At 71.4% G+C, this 16331-nt stretch carries 16 protein-coding genes; 14 read left to right on the top strand and 2 right to left on the bottom strand.

Annotated features, from left to right (window positions below; genetic code table 11):
- The first annotated feature begins 216 nt into the window (after positions 1-216).
- The 3 genes from AC0HI0_RS19150 (at position 217) to AC0HI0_RS19160 (ending at position 4617) form a co-directional block, all read left to right on the top strand.
- Positions 217-1671 carry an alpha/beta hydrolase family protein gene (locus tag AC0HI0_RS19150; RefSeq protein WP_480933728.1) on the top strand — a complete coding sequence of 485 codons (1455 nt, stop codon included), beginning with the start codon at positions 217-219 and terminating at the stop codon, positions 1669-1671.
- 158 nt (positions 1672-1829) lie between these two features.
- Entirely contained in the window at positions 1830-4448 is a 2619-nt protein-coding gene (gene lanKC, locus AC0HI0_RS19155) for a class III lanthionine synthetase LanKC (protein WP_480933729.1), read from the top strand.
- Between the two features lie 19 nt (positions 4449-4467).
- The gene (locus tag AC0HI0_RS19160) at positions 4468-4617 is read left to right on the top strand and encodes a hypothetical protein (protein ID WP_310306081.1); all 150 of its coding nucleotides are present in this window, start codon (positions 4468-4470) and stop codon (positions 4615-4617) included.
- A gap of 115 nt (positions 4618-4732) precedes the next feature.
- Here the strand turns inward: AC0HI0_RS19160 and AC0HI0_RS19165 are convergent, their stop codons facing one another.
- Positions 4733-5146, bottom strand: coding sequence for a MarR family winged helix-turn-helix transcriptional regulator (locus AC0HI0_RS19165; protein ID WP_480933730.1), 414 nt, complete (start codon positions 5144-5146; stop codon positions 4733-4735).
- Between the two features lie 56 nt (positions 5147-5202).
- Here AC0HI0_RS19165 and AC0HI0_RS19170 point away from each other — a divergent pair, with 56 nt between their 5' ends.
- From AC0HI0_RS19170 to AC0HI0_RS19195, 6 genes are all read left to right on the top strand, one after another.
- The gene (locus AC0HI0_RS19170; protein WP_480933731.1) at positions 5203-5727 is read left to right on the top strand and encodes a DUF6790 family protein; all 525 of its coding nucleotides are present in this window, start codon (positions 5203-5205) and stop codon (positions 5725-5727) included.
- 23 nt (positions 5728-5750) lie between these two features.
- A complete protein-coding gene (locus AC0HI0_RS19175; RefSeq protein WP_480933732.1) occupies positions 5751-6398 on the top strand; it encodes a TMEM175 family protein in 648 nt (215 codons plus the stop codon).
- A 78-nt stretch (positions 6399-6476) separates the two neighbouring features.
- On the top strand, positions 6477-7400 hold the full coding sequence (locus AC0HI0_RS19180; protein ID WP_480933733.1) for a hypothetical protein: 924 nt from the start codon (positions 6477-6479) through the stop codon (positions 7398-7400).
- Between the two features lie 162 nt (positions 7401-7562).
- A complete protein-coding gene (locus AC0HI0_RS19185; RefSeq protein WP_480933734.1) occupies positions 7563-7922 on the top strand; it encodes an SRPBCC family protein in 360 nt (119 codons plus the stop codon).
- A gap of 118 nt (positions 7923-8040) precedes the next feature.
- On the top strand, positions 8041-8607 hold the full coding sequence (locus AC0HI0_RS19190) for a dihydrofolate reductase family protein (RefSeq protein WP_480933735.1): 567 nt from the start codon (positions 8041-8043) through the stop codon (positions 8605-8607).
- A gap of 255 nt (positions 8608-8862) precedes the next feature.
- Complete coding sequence (locus tag AC0HI0_RS19195) at positions 8863-9549, top strand: alpha/beta fold hydrolase (RefSeq protein ID WP_480933736.1); 687 nt, start codon at positions 8863-8865, stop codon at positions 9547-9549.
- Between the two features lie 97 nt (positions 9550-9646).
- Here AC0HI0_RS19195 and AC0HI0_RS19200 read toward each other — a convergent pair whose 3' ends face one another.
- Entirely contained in the window at positions 9647-10285 is a 639-nt protein-coding gene (locus tag AC0HI0_RS19200) for a TetR/AcrR family transcriptional regulator (protein ID WP_480933737.1), read from the bottom strand.
- Positions 10286-10662: 377 nt separating this feature from the next.
- Here AC0HI0_RS19200 and AC0HI0_RS19205 point away from each other — a divergent pair, with 377 nt between their 5' ends.
- The 5 genes from AC0HI0_RS19205 to AC0HI0_RS19225 all read left to right on the top strand — a co-directional run bounded on the left by AC0HI0_RS19205 (position 10663) and on the right by AC0HI0_RS19225 (position 16259).
- Positions 10663-10878: a hypothetical protein gene (locus tag AC0HI0_RS19205; protein ID WP_480933738.1), complete on the top strand. Its 216-nt coding sequence runs from the start codon at positions 10663-10665 to the stop codon at positions 10876-10878.
- A 616-nt stretch (positions 10879-11494) separates the two neighbouring features.
- Positions 11495-11911, top strand: coding sequence for a hypothetical protein (locus AC0HI0_RS19210; protein WP_480933739.1), 417 nt, complete (start codon positions 11495-11497; stop codon positions 11909-11911).
- Positions 11912-12748: 837 nt separating this feature from the next.
- On the top strand, positions 12749-12910 hold the full coding sequence (locus tag AC0HI0_RS19215; RefSeq protein ID WP_480933740.1) for a hypothetical protein: 162 nt from the start codon (positions 12749-12751) through the stop codon (positions 12908-12910).
- A gap of 170 nt (positions 12911-13080) precedes the next feature.
- On the top strand, positions 13081-14706 hold the full coding sequence (locus AC0HI0_RS19220; protein ID WP_480933741.1) for an amidase: 1626 nt from the start codon (positions 13081-13083) through the stop codon (positions 14704-14706).
- A 17-nt stretch (positions 14707-14723) separates the two neighbouring features.
- Positions 14724-16259, top strand: a complete 1536-nt coding sequence (locus AC0HI0_RS19225) for an alpha/beta hydrolase (protein ID WP_480933742.1) — start codon at positions 14724-14726, stop codon at positions 16257-16259.
- Positions 16260-16331 lie beyond the last annotated feature (72 nt).

The following is a 16331-nucleotide window of genomic DNA, read 5'->3' on the forward strand; positions in this document are numbered from 1 at the left end:
GGAGCACATGAGCCCACCGTCTGACGGCGGCGGGCCGGAGTACGACCGCAGGAGGATCCCGACCACCTCCCGCAGTCGCAATCCGACCGCCGGCCCGGGGTTCCCGGTTGCCACTGCGATCGCACCGGTACCCGCCCGGGACTGCGACCCCGGGCGGCACGCGCCGGGGACCCGGGATCGATGTGGCGACGCGCCCCCGGCACCGACCATGGTGTGGTGACCGAGATCATCACGGGACTGAACATGTCCCCCTGGGAAGTCCTCGCCGTGCTGGGTGCCGTCGTGCTGGTGGTGGCGCGCTGGCTTCCCGCCGCCGCCCGCGCCCGCGTCACGATCGCGGCGGGTGCGGTTTTCCTGCTGTCCGCGATCGTGCTGTGCGTGACGGGCCTGCGCTGGCAGATGGTGCCGGTGCTGGCGGCCGCCGTCGTCGCGTCGCCGTTCGCCTTCGCGCCCCTGCGGCGACGCCGCGCCGACCGGCCGGCGTGGCGGGCCCGCTGGTGGCTGGCGCTGCCGGGATCGCTGGCCTGCGCCGGGCTGATCACCACCGGCCCGGTGGCCGCCTGGGCCTTCCCGGTGCCCGTGTTCCCCGAACCCACGGGCGAGTTCGCGGTCGGCACCCACGTGGTGCAGTGGACCGACCCGAGCCGCCCCGAGACGTTCACCGAGGATCCGGACGACAAGCGCACCGTCGTGGTCCAGCTCTGGTACCCGGCGCGGCAGAGCCCTGCGGACGCACCCCGCGCCCAGTACCTCGGGCGCACCGAGGACGAGGCGCGCACCGTGTCCGAAGCCCTCGCCGGCGGGGTCGGCCTGCCGGGCTTCCTGGTCGACGGCGTTCCGCGCGCCCGCACCCACTCGGTCTTCGGCGCCCCGGTGGCCGACGAGGGCGGACGGTTCCCGGTCGTGCTGTTCTCCCCCGGCGCGAACGGGGTGCGCACCCAGAACACCGCGTGGGCGGAGGAACTGGCCAGCCACGGCTACGTGGTCGCCGCCCTCGACCACCCGTACGACTCCGCCGCCGTCGTGCTCGACGACGGCCGGACGATCAGCACCGCGACCGTCTCCAGCGGCGACCGGGAGACCGACGAGCAGCTGGCGGCCGGCTGGACGGCGATCCGGGCCGCCGACCTCCGTTTCGCGCTGACCCGGTTGGAGGGCCTGGACCGGGGCGAGTTCGCCGATCCGCTGACCGGACGCCTCGACACCGGACGGGTCGCGGTGACCGGCCACTCCATGGGTGGCGCCGCCGCCCTGCAGGCCGCCCGGCAGGACCGGCGGTTCGACGCGGCCATCGACCTGGACGGCTTCCCGCACGGCCCCACCACGCCCGCCCTCGACCAGCCGACGCTCGCGCTCACCCAGGCCATCACCCCGGAGACCGACCCCCGCTACCTGCCCCGCCTCACCGAAGTGCTCGAACTCGGCACCGCGACGAACTACCGGCTCACCGTCCCCGGTGCCGCGCACCTGACGTTCATGGACGGCCCGCTGTACCTGCCGCCCGTGCCCTCGATCGTCGGTTCGCTGGGCCGTGACGAGAGTCCGCACGTCGTCGCCACGACCACGCTCGCCTTCCTGGACACCGTCCTGCGCGACCGGCCCGCCGACCTCGCGGGCGTCCTGTCGGCCCAGGGCGACCTCAGCGTGCACCACCCGGACAACAAACGCTGAGCACCCGCGCGACGTCCGCCGCTACGGTTTCCCGCAACCCCACAAGAATGAACCTCACTTTTCTCCGGGATTCGTGCGATTGCCGTACCGACTTTGCTCCGACCCGGACACAAGTGATTCTTGTGGCCTAGCGACGAATCCCCTGGCCACCGGTTACGATGACCTCCGACCCGGCCGCGCCAGGAGACGGGGTGGACGTGGACAGATATGCTCAGTTCTGCCTCGCGGATCCATTGTTCTACGATTCACCGGACCGCCGGCGGAATTCCGACGAGGGCTGGCCGGAAGGTGTCGGCCCAGCCCCCGACGGGTGGGCCAAGGTACACCGGGACTCCTGGACCCAGCTCGTCCCGGACGGCCTTGAGCTGCCGCACCAGGGGTGGAAGGTGCACGTGTCGGCCACCCTGGAGGACGCGCCCCGGGTGCTGCGGACGGTGTGGGAGTACTGCGTCGGGCGGCGGATTTCGTTCAAGTTCCTGGACAGCGCCCAGACCCTCCTGTTCCGCAACCTGAAATACGCCGACCGCACCGGGAGCGGGAAGTTCGTCACCATCTACCCGAGCGCCGAGGAAGAACTCCACCGCACCGTCCTCGATCTCGACGAACTGCTCGCCGGGGTGCGCGGGCCGCGAATCCTGAGCGATCTGCGATGGCGGAACGGGCCGCTGTACGTGCGGTACGGCGGGTTCGCCCGACGGCTCTGCCGGGTGCCCACCGGGGAACTCGTGCCGGCGATCGCCGAACCCGGCGGAACGCTCGTCCCGGACGTCCGGGGCACCGTGTTCCGGCCGCCGGACTGGGTGGCCATCCCCGATTTCCTCGCCCCGCACGTCGACGCCCTGGGCGACGGGAACAGGCCCGCGGACTTCCCCTACGAGGTCCAACGCGCGCTGCACTTCTCCAACGGCGGCGGCGTGTACGTGGCGCGCGACCTGCGCCAAGACCGGTTGGTCGTGCTCAAGGAGGCCAGGCCGCACGCCGGTCTCGACCGGACCGGGGCCGACGCCGTGCAGCGCCTGCACCGCGAGCACGCCTTCCTGGTCGAACTCGCCGACGTGCCCGCCGTGGCCGACGCGCACGAACTGCTCGTCCTCGACGAACACCACTTCCTCGCCCAGGAGTTCGTGCAGGGCGCGCGGCTCAACCGGCTGATGGTCCAGCGGCACCCGCTGATCGGGGCCGGCTCCACCGAAGACGACGTCGCCGAGTACACGCGCTGGGCGCTCGACGTGCTCGACCAGGTGTCGGACGTGCTGGACCGGTTGCACCGCAGGGGAATCGTGTTCGCCGACCTGCACCCGAACAACGTCGTGGTCGAGCCGGACGGCCGCGTCCGGCTCATCGACTTCGAAATGGCCTACCACGACGGGGAACGGCCCAACGTCGGCGTGGGCGCACCCGGCTACGTCCCGCGCGACCACCGCACCGGCCCGGCGGCCGACCACTACGCGTTGGGCTGCCTGCGGCTGGCGATGTTCTACCCGATCACCCAGGTGCTGCCGCTCGACCCGGCGAAGGCCGGCGAACTCGCCGCCGCCGTGGCCGAGCGCTTCCCGGTGGGCGAGGACTTCGCCGACTCGGTCGCAACCGAAACCGGCCCTCTGCCCGAGCACCCCGGGCCGGTGACCCGCATGGCGGTCGGCCTGCGGGCCGGCGGGAGCGGCTGGGACCGCGCGCTGTCGTCCACGGCCCGTGCCATCCTGTCGACCGCCACCCCGCACCGCGAAGACCGGCTGTTCCCCGGCGACCTCTACCAGTTCAGCCGCAACGGCCTGGGTTTCGGCCACGGAGCGGCCGGCGTTCTGCACGCCCTCGCGGCGACCGGCCACGGCCACCACCCCGAGCACGAGGAATGGCTGATCCGCGCGGTGAAGGCCGGCGGCAGCGACCAGCACGTGGGCCTGCACGACGGCTTGTGCGGCATCGCCTACGCCTTGGACCGCCTCGGCCGTGAGACCGAGGCGTCCCAAGTCCTCGACCGGACCTCGGCACTGGACCCGGCCGAACTCTCCGACGACCTGTTCGCGGGCCTGGCCGGCGTCGGCCTGACCCACCTGCACTTCGCCGACCGCCTGGACACCCTGCCCCGGGCGAGGAAGATCGGCACGATCCTCACCGACCGCCTGTCCGCTCGGGACTCTCCGGGGGCGTTCGGGACCCGGTCGTCCGCCGTGGGTCGCGGTGGTCTGCTGCGCGGCGACAGCGGCCCGGCCCTGCTGCTGGTCAGACTCTTCGAGCACACCCGCGAAGAACACTGGCTCGACGCCGCCGCGAGCTACCTGCGACACGACCTGGCGACCTGCGTGCGCGTCGCGAAAGACGACTCCGTCCAGCTCAACGAGGGCTGGCGCAGCCTGCCGTACCTGGCTTCGGGCAGCGCCGGCGTGGGCGCGGTCCTGCGCCTCTACCTGGACCACCGCCCCGACGGGCACCTCACGGACGTGCTCACCGGCATCCGACGTGCCGCCGCCATCGAGTTCGCGGTGCAACCGGGCCTGTTCAACGGCCGCGCCGGCCTCGTCGGCTTCCTCGGCCTGCTGCGCGACCCGCACACCCCGGACCCCGACCTCGAAGCCGCGATCGCCACCCACCTGCGCACGACACCGCTGCACTTCATCGACCTCGACGGCGAGGTCGCCTTCCCGGGCGAGCAGCTGATGCGGCTGTCGATGGACCTGGGCAGCGGCGGCGCGGGCGTCCTCACCGCGCTGCACGCCGTGCTGAACGGCGGCGAACTCCTGCCGTTCCTGCCCCGGATCCCACCCCCGCCAACCTGATCAGGAAGAAGGCCCGCCCATGCGCTACCTGCTCGATCTCCAAGACCTCTCCACCTCCGACACCACGGCCCCGGAGTTCGACGGCCTCGACACGATGGCGGCCAGCACCACCAGCCAGCACTGCAGCGGCGGCTGTTGCAGCAGCATGAGCCTCATCACCTGCGGCTGACCCGACGTGACACGGTGGGTGCCGAACGCGGCGACGCGTCCGGCACCCGTGACATCGCACGCAGGCCGCACTCGGCACCAGCGCTCCAGCGCTCCAGACGTTCTGAGCGGTGTGCTCAGTCCGGTGCGAGCAGCTCGGCCAGCCGAAGGGTGTCTTCGAGGTAGCGCTCGTAGGGGAAACCGGCCGCGACGAGACTGGCGCGCAGCTCGTCGTAGAGCGGCTTCCCGGTGGTGTGGAAGGCTTTTCGGCCGGCTTCGGTGAGCCGGACGAGGCGTCGCCGTGCGTGTTCGGGGTCGACGGCGACCTGCACCAGCCCACCCGCTTCGAGTGGCCGCAGCGCCCGGCTGATCGCCGGGTCGGACACCGACAGCGCTTGCGCGAGGCGGTGCTGCGTCGTCGGTTCGATCTCCTCCAGCGTGCCCAGCAGCCGCATCTGGCTGTAGGTCAGGCCGTCGGCGGGGCGCCGCCGGGCCGCCTCGCCCAGCAGCATGACCACGCGGTGCAACAGGTCTGCGAGTCCGTCATCCACGGCACCACCCTACCTCAATGTTGACTCGTTAATATTAACTGGGTAAGACTGATGGCATGGACACCTTCTCCTACCTCGCCCAGTCCGCCTTCCCCCTGATCTGGATCCTGGTGCCGGCCATCGGGGCGTTCGTGCGGGCCCGCCGCGCCCGGTCGCGCCAGGAGGCGCTGGAGATCTGGCAGCGCTGGTGGGCCATCGGCGCTTTCGGCCTCGGCAGCCTGTGGATGACGGTCGCGTTCCTCACCGTCCCCGACGAGATGGCCGCGGTGATCGGCTTCGAGCAGACGCCCTTCATGGTCGAGATCGCGTTCGCCAACCTCGGGATGGCCGTGATGGGCTTCCGGGCCGCCTCCGCCTCCGCGCGCGAGCGCATCACCATCGGGCTCGGCGGCGGGATGTTCCTGTGGGGAGCCGCGATCGGCCACGTCTACCAGTGGTTCGCCAACGGCGACCACGCCCCCGGCAACACCGGTGGCGTCATCATCACCGACATCCTCATCCCGGCCGTCATGATCATCCTGGCCGTGCGGTCCCGGCGATTGACTGCCACGCTCCGGCCGAACGCCGAAATCGCCGCCTGACACCGAGGGAGTTGATCCTCACCATGACGACTCGCACCGACCGCGAACCCGAGGGCGAGAACGGCGAGGCGCGCGCCTCCGCCGAGCGGCTCACCATGTTCGTCGACGCGGCGGTCGCCATCGCCCTCACCCTGCTGGCGCTGGACCTCCCCGTCCCCACCGGCGACACCACCGAGGCCATGCTGCGTTCGGTGTCGGAGCACGGCACGGAGTACCTGGCCTTCGCGCTCAGCTTCGTGGTGATCGCCGCCCACTGGCGCGCCCACCACGAGATCTTCCGGCACGTCCGCGCGCTGGGCGGCCGGCTGACCACCCTCACCCTGGCCTGGCTGTTCATGCAGGTCCTGATGCCGTTCGCGACCCGGGTGATCACCGCCGAAGGAGCCTTCGCGCCCCGGTTCAGCTTCTACGCGATCGTGCAGGTCCTGGCGTCGGCGTCGTTCGCGCTGATCATCCGGGAGATCCGGCGCGAACACCTGTACCGCACGGAGGTCCCGCCCCCGGTGTTCGCGCAGAACCTGGTGCGCAGCACGTGCCTGGCCGCGGTGTTCGCGGTGTCCATTCCGGTCGCGTTCCTGACCATGAGCACCCGCGCGTACCTGTGCTGGCTGGCGGCACCGGTCGTGCTCGCCGTCGCCGGCCGCATCCAGCGCCGCCGCGCCGTCCGATGACCGTCGGCTGAGATGATGTCGATGATGAGATCCGAAGCGGAACGCGACCGGGAGCGACTTCGGCGGCGGTTGGACGTGGTGAAGCTGCCGGTCGTGCCGCTTCGACGGCACGGCTTCGTGAGGCCCTCGGATCCGGGGGCTGTGCTCCACAAGCCCGAAGCGGTCGGCGTGGGTCCGGACGGTACGGCGTTCGCCGTGTGGCGGTACCGCGAGGACGTCAACCGCAAGCAGGTGACCTGGCACGTCGCCGGCCGGCGCGCCGTCGTCGGTGCCGTCGACGTGGAGACCGACCTGCGGGTGCGATTCGTGCAGCCGCTGCCAGGGGAGCGCATTCTGCCGGCGGCGGCTCGGACCGGGTACGGCGCGGCCAACGCGGAGGTGTGGACCAGCGGCGGCGAACTCAGGCACCGCGCCTGCCTCGGCGACGCGGTCGAGGAACTGCTGACCACGCCCTCGGGCAAGGTCTGGGTCGGGTACTTCGACGAAGCCATGGGCGCGAGCGGCCCGGAGGGACACGGACTCGCCCGCTTCGCGGAGGATCTGACCGTCGAGTGGGTGTACCCGCAGGACGCCAGGCTGCCCGCCATCGCCGACTGCTACTCGCTCAACGTCGAGGGCGAGACAGCCTGTTTCTGCCCCTACACGGGATTTCACGTCCTGTCCGCCGTCGACGAGCGGGTGACCAACTGGGGACCCTCCCCGTACCGTTCGGCGTCCCAGTTGCTGCGACGCGGTGCGGACGTCGCCGCCCTGTTCGGCGTGGGCCCTGACTACGACGTCGCGACAGTGCTGCGGATCAGTCCCGATCTCGCGCCACAGCAAGGCGGGCAGTGCCGTGTGGTGCTACCCGACGGCCTGGAGACCCACGGACTGCGTTACACCAGTAGAGGCGATGTGCTGCACGCCTTCATCGACGGGACCTGGTACGTCACAGACCTGGACAGTCTGAGCGCGGTCGCGGGCCACGCCCACGCTTCTGCCGCGATCAGCCCGTCCGGATAGTTCGGCCCCGGTCTGTCCGATGTGGATGGTGGGACGGGGGCAAGGACATTTCTCGAAGGGCCTTGCCACGGAGAACTCCTGTGTCTCCCGGCCACGGACCCGAGATTTCGAGGGCGGCCGATTTCCAGTGGTGGAGCCGGCGGTGCCGACTATCCTGCCAGGGTGATCGAAATCGGCTCACGGACGCGTGCACTGCCCCCGCCGCCGCACGTCGTCTGGCAGTCGCTCACGCAGCCCCGCAGGCCGGGATCCCGGCCGTGGCTCGATCTGCTGCCCGACGAGGTCGAGCCCAGGATCCTGCTCGCGGAGGACCCTGGTCGGGTGGTGTGGTCGTCGCTGTGGCCGAGCCGACCCGACGACCAGGTGCACTTCACGCTGACCGCCGCCGGGAACGCCGGCACCTCGCTGACGTTCACCCTGCTCACCCCCGTCGAAGCCCCCGACCCGAGCAAGACCGGGCACCTCCGGCGGCGGCTCAACCAACTGCTGTTCGCCGACCTCCGCCGCTCCTACGGCCAGTAGGCGAGTCCCCTGTGGAACGTCGGCTTCTGCCGGTGAGGGGACGTTGGCAGCGTCGCGTTGTCCGGGGTGTGGCGTGTCGGCGCGATGAGTTCCGCGCGTTCCGGCAGTCTGTACTGCCATGGGATTGCTGACCTACGGCATGAACGTCTCGGTGGACGGCTACACCGTCGACGCCAACGGCGACCTCGACTGGAGCGCGCCGGACGACGAACTGCACCAGTACTGGAACGACCGGACCGGCGAGGTGGCGCTGTCGCTGTACGGGCGCAAGCTGTACGAGCTGATGTCGGCCCACTGGCCGACCGCCGGCCAAGCACCCGACGTGCCCCCGGTCGAGGCCGAGTACGCCCGGCTGTGGCTCGCGATGCCGAAGGTGGTCTTCTCCCGGACCCTGGAATCGGTCGACTGGAACTCGCGGCTGGAACGGGGCGACGTGGTCGAGACCGTGCGCGGGCTCAAGGCCGAGACCGACGGCCTGATGGAGGTGGGCGGCGCGACGCTCGCCGCTCCCCTGGTCCGAGCCGGTCTCGTGGACGAGTTCCACGTCCTGGTCACGCCGGTCGCGATCGGCGGCGGCATCCCCTTCTTCCCGTCGCTGGACAAGTGGTTGCGACTGGAACTGGTGGAGAACCGCACCTTCCGATCGGGTGCCGTCCTCCTGCGCTACAAGTCCGTCCGCGAGTAGACGACCGGATCCCGCACCGCAACGCCGGTTCATGGCGATGTGCGGGTGACGGCTCACGCCGTGCCGGTGGGGCACCTACCGCCGTCGTCACACGTGTACCCGGCTTGCCGACCGTGCCACGTACCAAAGAGGTCGGTAGATGCCGGCCGGTGCCAGAAACCGCCTGACCGGAAGCAGAACGTCCGGAACCGCCCCTAGCCTGCCGTGTCGACACACCGCGGTCACCCGACCGCGCAGGCAGAGGAGACAACGACCATGGACATCCTGCTCATCGCCGGCCTGTGGCTCGACGGATCGGCCTGGGCCGACGTCGCCTCCACACTCCGGTCGCTCGGCCACAACCCCGTGCCGCTCACCTTGCCCGGCCAAGGCGACGGATCCACCACCGCCACCCTCGACGACCAGGTGGCAGCCGTCCTCACCGCCGTGGACGCGGCCTCCGGCAAGCCCGTGGTGGTCGGGCACTCGGCCGCCTGCACCCTGGCCTGGCTGGCTGCGGACGCGCGTCCGGACAAGGTCTCCAAGGTAGTCCTCATCGGCGGTGTCCCGGCTGCCGACGGCAAGCCTTACGCCGACTTCTTCGAGTCGCGCAACGGCATCATGCCCTTCCCCGGCTGGGAACCGTTCGAAGGCCCGAGCGCGGCCGACCTGGACGAGGAGGCCAGGCGCGACTTCGCCGCCGCCGCGATCCCCGTTCCCCAGGGCGTGGCCACCGGCATCGTGCGGCTGACCGACGAACGACGCTTCCAGGTCCCGGTCGCCCTCGTGTGCGCCGAGCACACCCCGGCTCAGGCGAAGGCGTGGATCGACGCCGGCGAGGCACCCGAACTCGCGCGGGCCGAGCACCTCGACTTCCTCGACATCGACTCCGGCCACTGGCCCACCCACACCAAGCCCGCCGAACTCGCCGAACTGCTCGCCGCAGCGGCCACCACGACCTGACCGGGCGACGGGGGAATCCGCTTCCGCCGAGGTGTGGACATCGGCGGGAACGGGCCGTCGGGCGCGCGTAGCGGGCAGGTCCGGTGCCGTCGTCGCGTCACGCCGTCCGGGTGGCGTAGGACAGGACACGTTCGCTCAGCAGGCCGTCGACGGCGTCGAGCAGCTGGATCGCTTTCGCGGCTATGGTCTCGGGCCGGTCGCCGGTCGTGAGGCGGTTGCCGATCTCGGCGAAGACCAGCGCGTGGAACCAGCCGATCTGGCCGGCGACCACGCGTGAGGTCAGGTCGTCGGGCCCGGCCCCGGTCTCCTCGGCCAGGACCGCGGCGAGGGCATCGGTCATCTGCCGGCCGAGGTGTTCCAGGCGGGCGGTCAGCGTCGGTGCGGCCCGCATCATCGCGAACACCGGACCGAAGCCCTCGCCCAGTCCCACTTTCCGGTCGTGGCGGCGCAGTTCGTCCCGCAGCCGGTCGAGCACCGCCCGCGCGGCGGACTCACCGGGCCGCCGGGCGCGCACGATGTCCGCGAGCCGTTGCGCGGACGCCTCGTCCGGCGGCAGGACGAGGTCTTCCTTCGCCTCGAAGTAGTTGTAGAGGGTGTTGACCGAGACCTCGGCCGCCGCCGCGATCTCGGAAACGGTGACGTTGTCGAAGCCCCGCGCCACGAACAGCCCGAGAGCCGTCTCGGCGATCCGCTGCCGCGTCTGCCGCTTCTTCCGCTCCCGAAGCCCTTCGCTCACGGCAGGTCCCCGGGAAGCGACCGGGCCGGCACGCCGGCCCACCGGTGGTGGACATCAGCGACGCGCCGTGGTCGATGAGCCACACCGGAGGTTTTCGGTGGCTGGGGACCGGCCACGTGACGAGGTTCGGGCGGTGCACGGTGCGGTCCACGTTCGCGGTGAACACGTCCAGCCAGACGATCCGGGCGGACTCGCCCACGACGACCTCGGCTGCGCAGCGGGGTCACGTACCGGACGGCGGTGACCGTGCGCAGCCCGCCCGAGGGGGTCTCCATGGGTTCCTGCCTCTGCCGCGATCGCCGCACCAAAAAGTGGAATGCGTTGCAACTATACAGCGCGCTACTGTTTTTCGACCAACCACAGGAGGGACGACGCAAGTGACGACGGACGGGCACGACGCTGCGGTGAGCCGGGCCAACACGACGCTCCAGACGTACACGCTCTCGGGCGAGGGCTGGCGCCACAGCCCCGGCGAGGCCCTGCAACACGTCCTCGCCGACCTGCTGCACTGGTGCACGGACACCCAGCGCGACTTCGACGCCGCCCTCGAACGGGCACGCGCCCAACACGCTGCGAGTTCTCACGACTCCTGACATCCGGAGCCTGCGCGACCCGCGTGTCCGGGACGTCGCACGAGACATCACGCCGATCGGTCTCAGCAGCCATGGCGCTCCCCGGCCGCAGATCGAGACGGCACAGCCTCGCGCCTGTGTTCCGGTGGCCGCGTCGGAGGGCCGGTGCCGAGATCGTTCTGCGGAGGGCAGGAGCACCGAAGCAGGGAACAGCGGATTCGTACCGGCAGCCTGGCAGTGCTGATCGAGCGGCGCACGATATCCTCATTCTGCCGAGCAGCGACGTTCGAACGGCTGTTGTCGACCGATCCCCGGCGGGCAGTTGGGTGCGGGCTCAGATCGATTCGCGATGTCGCGGCTCGTCCGGATCGCCGTGGTCTGGACCGAGCAGACGGGTGACCTCGGCGGCACTGCCGCCCCCGTCACCCGAGAGACGAAACGACGCGCAGGTCCACACCACACCATCCACACCCCGACCAGCCGGGCCCCCTGCGGCACCGCCCGGCACGGGTGGCCAACCGCAGCGTTCCCCCTGCCCCGTGCCGGTCGGTCCTACCGACCTCACATGCCGATGAGCGGACGATCGTGAGCGTGTGCTTCTGTCGGCGACGTGGGGGTGGTCGGGCAGGATGGTGGTGTGGCGTCGTCGTACGGGTACGTACCGAACGAGTTACTGGGCCGGCTGGTCGGGGCCCGGCTCTACTCGGTGAACTTCGTGCACGACTACGTCCAGCTGCACTTCGACCTGCCCGGCGGCGACCTGCCCGTCCTCACCTGCGATGCCATGCCGACGGTCACCGTCACCGATGGCACGTACGCCGACGGCCGGCCCGGCTACGGCGACGCGCTGCGGTCCCTGATCACCGCCACGGTCCTCGCCACCGAGGAGGCCACCGGCACCGGACTGCGCCTCGAACTCGACACCGGCAGCCTCGCTCTGCACCCGACAGCCGACCAGCTCACCGGAGCCGAGATCGCCTCTCTGAACGGCTTCGCCGACGGCCACTGGATGTGCTGGCGCCCGGGAGAGGACTCCTTCGAAGACCTTGCCTGAACCAGCCCGCAGTCACCACTGACGACGCCGGCCTGCCCCGAGACACCACCACACGAACATCCGCTTCTGCCGCAGAGCGAGCGTTCGGAACGTCCGCTGCCGCTGCCGCCGAAGCGTCGACCGAGCCGCCTGCCAACCGGACCTGCGATCTCGGAACACGGGTTGCCCTTCGCCGGTCAGTGGCAGAGGCCGCACGGCGACACCTCGCCGCCGACGAGGGTTCGGGCGAACCGTTCCAGCTCGGCTTTCGTCCCGCAGAACTTGATGTAGTCCCCGGTCCAGCGGACACCGCGTGCCGGGGCTCCCGTGATCGTCCGGCAGGCGGCCCGGTGGAGCTTCAGGTAGCCCGGGGGGTGCGGGTCGTGTTGAGCACGTACAGGTCGGAATGCCCCGCCAGCCACCGTTCGTAACCGGTGTCGTCGTCCTGGAAACGTTCCACGCCCACATCCTCCACCAGGCAAGGGAAGACGAACGGCCTCACATGCCGAGATGCGGACGTTCAACGCCGTTGTCGGCCCGTCTGTGGTGGGCGGAGGGAGGGCGGGTTCAGGTCGATTTCGCGTTGTGGAGGTCTCCCGGATCGCTGTGGTCGGGCCCCAACGCCTGCTCCCGGTCGCCGTGGAGGCGTTCGCGGGTGGTGGTGGCGCGGGCGTGGTGGGGTGATGGCGGTGCCGACCTCGCCCTGCCCCTGCGGCGCGTGCAAGAGGTTCGTGCGGAACTTCCGCCTCGGCCCTGTGCCGAGAGTGCCGAGGGCGCGGTGTGAAGGTGCTGTGGCGTGCGCCCCGGCACGACCAGGATGGAGTTCTTCGCCGAGATCGGCACCAGGGCCGCGAGCGGATGACGGAGCCCGCGACCGTCGTGTCCGCCGCGCTCAAGGCCCTGGCCCGCGACCACGTCACGCCGGGCCGGCGCAACGCGGTCGATGCCCACCTGCTGCCTCGCCGGGTCCGCGTGTTCGTCGCCGCGCCGGGCGGGCTGGTGACGCGCTCGGCCGCGTAGGGCGGGCCGCCCCGGCCGTGGTGGTGCAGGCGCTACCACGGCAGGGGCGTCAGGGGCATTTTCGCGCCGGGGGCGCAGGCCTAGCGTCGTTCCCACGGGGAGGGAATCGCACTGGCAGTCCTCAGTGGACTGTGCAGGGAGGTGCGAGCCCCGAGGACGAAGGGGATCCGATGCGGTCAACAGCAGCAAGGTGGTCGGTGCGCGGGGCGGCGGTCGGCCTCGTGGCGGCGTGCGCGGTCACGGCGCTACCGGCGCAGGCGTCGACCGGGGTCGTGCCCGAGGCACTGCTGGGCGCGGTGCTCGACCGGGTCACGGTCCTGGACCTCCAGCAGGGCATGGACGCCCGGGTGTTCACCTCCGAGCAGGTGACCCGTGCCTACCTCCGGCGCATCGACACCCTCAACCCCCGGCTCAACGCGGTGCTCGGGGTCAATCCGGAGGCCGTCGAGCTGGCCCGCCAGAGCGACGCCCGGCGGCGCGCGCACCGGTCGCGTGGACCGCTCGACGGCATCCCGGTGCTGATCAAGGGCAACATGGACACCGCCGACCGGCAGCCGACGACGGCCGGGTCCACGGCCCTGCTGGAGGCGAAGCCCGCGAAGGACGCGTTCCTGGTCTCCCGGCTGCGCGAGGCCGGCGCGGTCATCCTCGGCAAGGCGAACCTCTCGATCTGGTCGAACTTCCGGGGCTCCGACGCCCTCGCGGGCTGGAGTGCGACCGGCGGCCAGACCCGCAACCCCTACGTGCTGGACCGCAGCCCGTGCGGCTCGTCCAGCGGCTCGGCCGCCGCTGCTGCGGCGAACCTCGCGGCGATCACGATCGGCACCGACACCGGCGGGTCGATCGTCTGCCCGGCGGCGATGACCTCGACCGTCGGCGTCAAGCCCTCGCTGGGCCTGGTCAGCCGGACCGGCGTCGTCCCGATCACCAGCCGGCACGACAGCCCCGGACCCATCACCCGCTCCGTGACCGACGCGGCCGTGACGCTCTGGGCGCTGCGCGGCACCGACCCCGCCGACCCAGACTCCGCAGCCGCCGCCGGCGCGCTGCCCGCCGACTACACCCAGGTGCTCAAGACCGACGCGCTGCGCGGCAAGCGCATCGGCGTCTGGCGCAAGGGGCACCAGGGCATCGACCCCGACGCCGACCGGGTCTTCGACGCCTCCGTCGCGAAGCTGCGCGACCTCGGCGCGACGGTCGTGGAGGGCGCCGACCTGCCCGACTTCCAGGAGGTGGTGGTGCCGCACGTGCTGCCCGCCCTGCTGACCGAGTTCAAGCACGACCTCAACGCCTACCTGGCCGCGACGCCCGGGTCGCACCCGAAGAACCTCACCGGCTTGATCGAGTACAACCGGCAGCACGCGGACGTCGAGCTGGCGACGTTCGGCCAGGACCTGTTCGAGATGGCCGACAAGACCGACGGCGACATCACCGACCCGGAGTACCGGGCGCACCGCGAGGCCGCGACGACCGCGGGCCGGCAGGGAATCGACGACGTGCTCGCCGCGCACCGCCTCGACGCCATCGTCACGCCCACCGAGCTGCCCGCGCCGCCCGTCGACTACCAAGGCAGCGACCCCGTGCGGAACTCGTTCGCGGGCACGAGCAGCCACACGTCGACGGCCGGTTACCCGCACCTGTCCGTGCCGGCGGGCTTCAGCCGCGACGGCCTGCCGCTGGGGCTGTCGTTCCTGGGCACGCGCTTCAGCGACGCGAAGCTGCTCTCGTTCGCCTACGCCTACGAGCAGGCCACCCACGCCCGCAAGGCGCCCCGCTACCTGCCCACCGCGAAGTGAACACCCGAGGAGGAGCCGTGCGGGCGACGTTGATCGCATTGGCGCTCACCGCCACCCTGATCCCCGCGACCGCAGTCGCGTCGGCCGAGCCGGCACCGGAACGGCACCTCGCGCAGACAATCGACTGGAAGGCGTGCTTCCCGGACGGTCCGCCGCCGGGACAGCCGGCCGGCGCGGAACGCCTGGAGTGCGGCACCTTCACCGCACCTCTCGACTGGAACCGGCCCGGTGACGACGCCACCGTCACCGTCGCGGTCAGCCGACTCCGCCCGGTCGGGCGCGAACCCCGGCGCAGCCTGCTCACCAACCCCGGCGGACCCGGCGCGCCGGGCCGGTCGGTGCCCTCGGCGCTGCTCCAGCTCGACCGCCGGAAGCTGCTGGACAACACCGAGATCGTCGGCATCGACCTGCGCGGCACCGGCGACAGCACCAGGGCCTCGTGCGGCGGCTACGACTGGTTGGGCAAGGTCGACCCGCGCGATCGCCGCCCCGCCAACGTCGACCGCCTCTACGACGACGCCGAGCGCCAGGCCCGCGAGTGCCAGTCGGCGTCCGGCGACCTCGGGCGGCACATCACCACCGAGCAGGTCGTGCGCGACCTCGACCTGCTGCGCCGGCTGCTCGGCCGCGAGAAGATCGACTGGCTCGGCTACTCCGCCGGGACGTGGCTGGGCGCGCACTACGCGACCTACTTCCCGACGCACGTGGGCCGGTTCGTGTTCGACTCCAACACCGAGTTCACCACCGACTGGCAGGGCGCGTTCGCCGACTTCGGAGCCGGGTTCGAACGGCGGTTCCGGGAGGACTTCCTGCCCTGGGCGGCGAAGTACCACGGCCGCTACGGACTCGGCAGCACCGGCGACGAGGTCCGGGCGACCTACGAACGGGTGCGCGCCGGACTCGCCGCGACGCCGGCCGTGCTGACCGATGGCACGACCTACACCGCCGGCGAGTTCGACCTGAGGTACCTGGAGGCCATGTACCGCTCCGCCCGGTTCCCCGGTGCGGCGACGGACCTGGCCGCGCTCCGCGCCGTCGTGGACCAGCCGGGACACCGCGCGACGCAAGAGCAGACGCGGGTGCTCGCGCCGGCCAAAGCGGCGCTCAAGCCGGACGACGCGGTGTACGGCACGCAGTTCGCGATGCTGTGCAACGACTCCCGCTGGGACCGCAGCCGCGCCGTGGTGGCGCGCAAGGCCGAACGCACCGGCCGCGCCAACCCGTTCGTGGGCTACTACCAACTGGGTGCGCCGTGCGCGTCCTGGCACCGCCCGCCCGTGCACCTGAAGACCCCGGACGGCAAGGGCGTGCCGCCGGTGCTGATGGTGCAGTCCGTCCACGACCCGGCCACGCCGCTGGAAGGGGCGCAGCGCGCGCACCGGAAGTTCGCGAACTCCCGGATGCTGACGGTGACCGACGAGGGCGACCACGCCCTGTATGGCCGCACCAACGGCTGCGTCAATGACGCGGTGGAGGCGTTCCTGGTGGACGGGGTCGTGCCGCAGCGCGATCTCACCTGCCGGGGAGTCCCGCTGCCCGACCCGACGTCCTGATCCGGCTGCGGGGCACCGAACCGCTGCCCTGCGGACCACGTCCTCGGTCGGCTGCTCGTGCGGCCGGCCGAG

This window comes from Saccharothrix sp. NBAS 001 (assembly GCF_056640475.1).

What these genes read in the sequence shown, in the direction of transcription:
- AC0HI0_RS19175 (WP_480933732.1), top strand. Translation starts at nt 5,751, where the DNA reads ATGACGACTCGCACCGACCGCGAACCCGAGGGCGAGAACGGCGAGGCG.
- lanKC (WP_480933729.1), top strand. Translation starts at nt 1,830, where the DNA reads ATGACCTCCGACCCGGCCGCGCCAGGAGACGGGGTGGACGTGGACAGA.
- AC0HI0_RS19195 (WP_480933736.1), top strand. Translation starts at nt 8,863, where the DNA reads ATGGACATCCTGCTCATCGCCGGCCTGTGGCTCGACGGATCGGCCTGG.
- AC0HI0_RS19160 (WP_310306081.1), top strand. Translation starts at nt 4,468, where the DNA reads ATGCGCTACCTGCTCGATCTCCAAGACCTCTCCACCTCCGACACCACG.
- AC0HI0_RS19190 (WP_480933735.1), top strand. Translation starts at nt 8,041, where the DNA reads ATGGGATTGCTGACCTACGGCATGAACGTCTCGGTGGACGGCTACACC.
- AC0HI0_RS19215 (WP_480933740.1), top strand. Translation starts at nt 12,749, where the DNA reads ATGACGGAGCCCGCGACCGTCGTGTCCGCCGCGCTCAAGGCCCTGGCC.
- AC0HI0_RS19170 (WP_480933731.1), top strand. Translation starts at nt 5,203, where the DNA reads ATGGACACCTTCTCCTACCTCGCCCAGTCCGCCTTCCCCCTGATCTGG.
- AC0HI0_RS19220 (WP_480933741.1), top strand. Translation starts at nt 13,081, where the DNA reads ATGCGGTCAACAGCAGCAAGGTGGTCGGTGCGCGGGGCGGCGGTCGGC.